The following is a 2,473-nucleotide window of genomic DNA, read 5'->3' as shown; positions in this document are numbered from 1 at the left end:
CTAAATCACGTCAGCGCTGGCTGTTTTACGCGTATGACAGGATACGGAGGACGGTTGTGGCGCACGTCTTCGGTGAACGCACTCTGGCCACACTGGAGCGTCTTCTGAGCCTGCTGTCGGCCTTTGAGGTCGTGGTATGGATGACGGATGGCTGGCCGCTGTATGAATCACGCCTGAAGGGAAAGCTGCACGTTATCAGCAAGCGTTACACTCAGCGCATTGAGCGACATAATCTGAATCTGAGACAACATCTGGCAAGGCTGGGACGGAAGTCACTGTCGTTCTCAAAATCGGTGGAGCTGCATGACAAGGTCATCGGGCATTATCTGAACATAAAACACTATCAGTAAGTTGGAGTCATTACCCGAATCGGTATTATTTTTCCGGTTGTAATCTTTATTACAGCGGTCGTATTTTTAGCATGGTTTTTTATTGGCGGCTATGCTGCCCCGGGGGCATAAAGATGAAAAAAACAACGATTATTATGATGGGTGTGGCGATTATTGTCGTACTCGGCACTGAGCTGGGATGGTGGTAACGTCACCTCTAAAAAATAGTAAAGGCTGCCTGTGTGCAGCCTTTGTGCAATTTAAGCGTTAACTTTTAATCTTCCTGTAGATAAATAGCACGACAATCGCACCAATAACGGCAACCACGAAGCTGCCAAAATTGAAGCCATCGACTTTACCAAAGCCAAACAGCGTGCTGATCCATCCGCCGACTACGGCACCGACTATCCCCAGCAGGATAGTCATAAAGAATCCACCACCATCTTTACCTGGCATGATCCACTTCGCCAGAATACCGGCAATAAGCCCAAAAATAATCCATGACAGAATGCCCATTGTTTCCTCACTTATCTGTTTTGCATTAGCGGGTTAGTCGCTGATAAAAAGCATAGCACAACATCGGGAGGGCAAGATTTGTGACGAGCATCACGGAGGATTTTTTTGCGATGGCGCAGAAATTGCGCCATCAACGATCAGTGATAATTACCAACCACAAACATCATGTTCGTTTTCCGTGTCATAAGAACGCACGGTATTCACCAGATCTTTTATCACTTCAGCCGCCACTTCTGGCACCAGCAAAGTCATCGGCGTCTCTGTTTCATAATCGACAGAAACGCCATTACTGTTATTGGTGACGGTCACGGTATACGTTGCTTTGCCCATGATTCATTTCCCGTTATGAATGACTTTCCGTTGTTGCGCACCTTCCATCAGGACTTCAGGAGCCACGAAGAAGTCAATGTTGAAATAAGTATCGTCAGTCATGGCTTCAATGTTGTGCCACTTTTCTGGAGGGAACACCGCAAACTGCCCCGCTTCGATAAGGATCACCTGATCAGGCTCTGCACTGTGTTCATCAGCGTAGCCGAGATATTTGACCGCCCCATGCATAACGGAAAGGCGTGGGTAACCCCCCTGGCGCGTTCCTTTATCAAGATGACGTTCGAATTATTCCGGCAGGCGCAGTTTGTTTATTCCAGAAAGGCGTTGAGCGCGTATGAATATAATTCTGTGGGATTTGCAGCATCCTTTTCCCTCCTTCGGTGAATGCGCTGAAAACGGTTTATTCCAGCCGTTTCAGGGTACGCCTGATAATTTGCATTTTAAATACCATTTATTGGTTACTTTTTAGCACCATATCAGAGAAAAATCAGGGAGGATTACAAGTGGGAAGCCCGCGACAACGCGGGCTGAATGTATCAGGATTGCAGCGTCGCCAGTCGGGCGGCGAAACCCACGAACATCAAACCAATCAGTGAGTTGCCAACTTTAGCCAGTTTCTTTTTGGTACGTATGTACTGCGTGACAAAAGCACCAGAAATAATCAGGAAGCTCAAATAGCAGAAACTCACCAGTTCCAGCGTCGTCGCCAGAATAAAGAATGAAATTCCCGTATGTGGGGCATTAACATCGATAAACTGTACGAAAAACGACACATAGAACAAAATGGCTTTCGGATTAGTCAGGCTCAAAATTAACGCGCGTTTAAAAATGGCCCCGTATTGGGGCTCATCGGATTTGGCCTCGTTATTTTTACCCTTCAGGGTCGCGTAGAGAATTTTACTCTCCAGATATAGCAAATAAAACGCACCAAGATAACGTACAATGTTGAATAATATCGGGGTGGTCTTAATTAATGTCGCCACTCCAGCCCGGTAATGACTCCAACTTACTGATAGTGTTTTATGTTCAGATAATGCCCGATGACCTTGTCATGCAGCTCCACCGATTTTGAGAACGACAGTGACTTCCGTCCCAGCCTTGCCAGATGTTGTCTCAGATTCAGATTATGTCGCTCAATGCGCTGAGTGTAACGCTTGCTGATAACGTGCAGCTTTCCCTTCAGGCGTGATTCATACAGCGGCCAGCCATCCGTCATCCATACCACGACCTCAAAGGCCGACAGCAGGCTCAGAAGACGCTCCAGTGTGGCCAGAGTGCGTTCACCGAAGACGTGCGCC

Annotated in this window: 4 protein-coding genes and 4 pseudogenes; 3 read left to right on the top strand and 5 right to left on the bottom strand. The window is 47.3% G+C overall.

Annotation, left to right across the window (positions count from 1 at the left end; all coding sequences use genetic code 11):
• From BFF42_RS15075 to yoaJ, 3 genes and pseudogenes are all read left to right on the top strand, one after another.
• A pseudogene (locus BFF42_RS15075) lies at positions 1 to 350 on the top strand (IS1-like element IS1X2 family transposase); the annotation flags it as partial.
• A 9-nt stretch (positions 351 to 359) separates the two neighbouring features.
• Positions 360 to 461 (top strand): YoaK family small membrane protein, encoded by a 102-nt coding sequence (locus tag BFF42_RS15070; RefSeq protein ID WP_032324829.1) that lies wholly within the window; start codon positions 360 to 362, stop codon positions 459 to 461.
• A 2-nt stretch (positions 462 to 463) separates the two neighbouring features.
• A complete protein-coding gene (gene yoaJ / locus BFF42_RS15065; RefSeq protein WP_001386836.1) occupies positions 464 to 538 on the top strand; it encodes a protein YoaJ in 75 nt (24 codons plus the stop codon).
• A 58-nt stretch (positions 539 to 596) separates the two neighbouring features.
• On the opposite strand, the gene BFF42_RS15060 is transcribed toward yoaJ, so the two are convergent.
• The 5 genes and pseudogenes from BFF42_RS15060 to BFF42_RS15040 form a co-directional block, all read right to left on the bottom strand.
• Positions 597 to 845, bottom strand: coding sequence for a GlsB/YeaQ/YmgE family stress response membrane protein (locus BFF42_RS15060; protein ID WP_000512153.1), 249 nt, complete (start codon positions 843 to 845; stop codon positions 597 to 599).
• Between the two features lie 147 nt (positions 846 to 992).
• Complete coding sequence (locus BFF42_RS15055) at positions 993 to 1,175, bottom strand: DUF1869 domain-containing protein (protein ID WP_000513737.1); 183 nt, start codon at positions 1,173 to 1,175, stop codon at positions 993 to 995.
• A 3-nt stretch (positions 1,176 to 1,178) separates the two neighbouring features.
• Positions 1,179 to 1,539: pseudogene (gene yeaR / locus BFF42_RS15050) on the bottom strand (DUF1971 domain-containing protein YeaR).
• 172 nt (positions 1,540 to 1,711) lie between these two features.
• Positions 1,712 to 2,164, bottom strand: a pseudogene (gene leuE, locus BFF42_RS15045) (leucine efflux protein LeuE); the annotation flags it as partial.
• Positions 2,165 to 2,181: 17 nt separating this feature from the next.
• Positions 2,182 to 2,473 (bottom strand): annotated as a pseudogene (locus BFF42_RS15040) (IS1-like element IS1X2 family transposase); the annotation flags it as partial.

It is taken from the genome of Shigella sp. FC1661, assembly GCF_001712525.1.
Taxonomy (GTDB): domain Bacteria; phylum Pseudomonadota; class Gammaproteobacteria; order Enterobacterales; family Enterobacteriaceae; genus Escherichia; species Escherichia coli.
The sequence above is the reverse complement of the archived record's forward strand: the minus strand, read 5'-3'. Positions and strand labels throughout refer to the sequence as shown.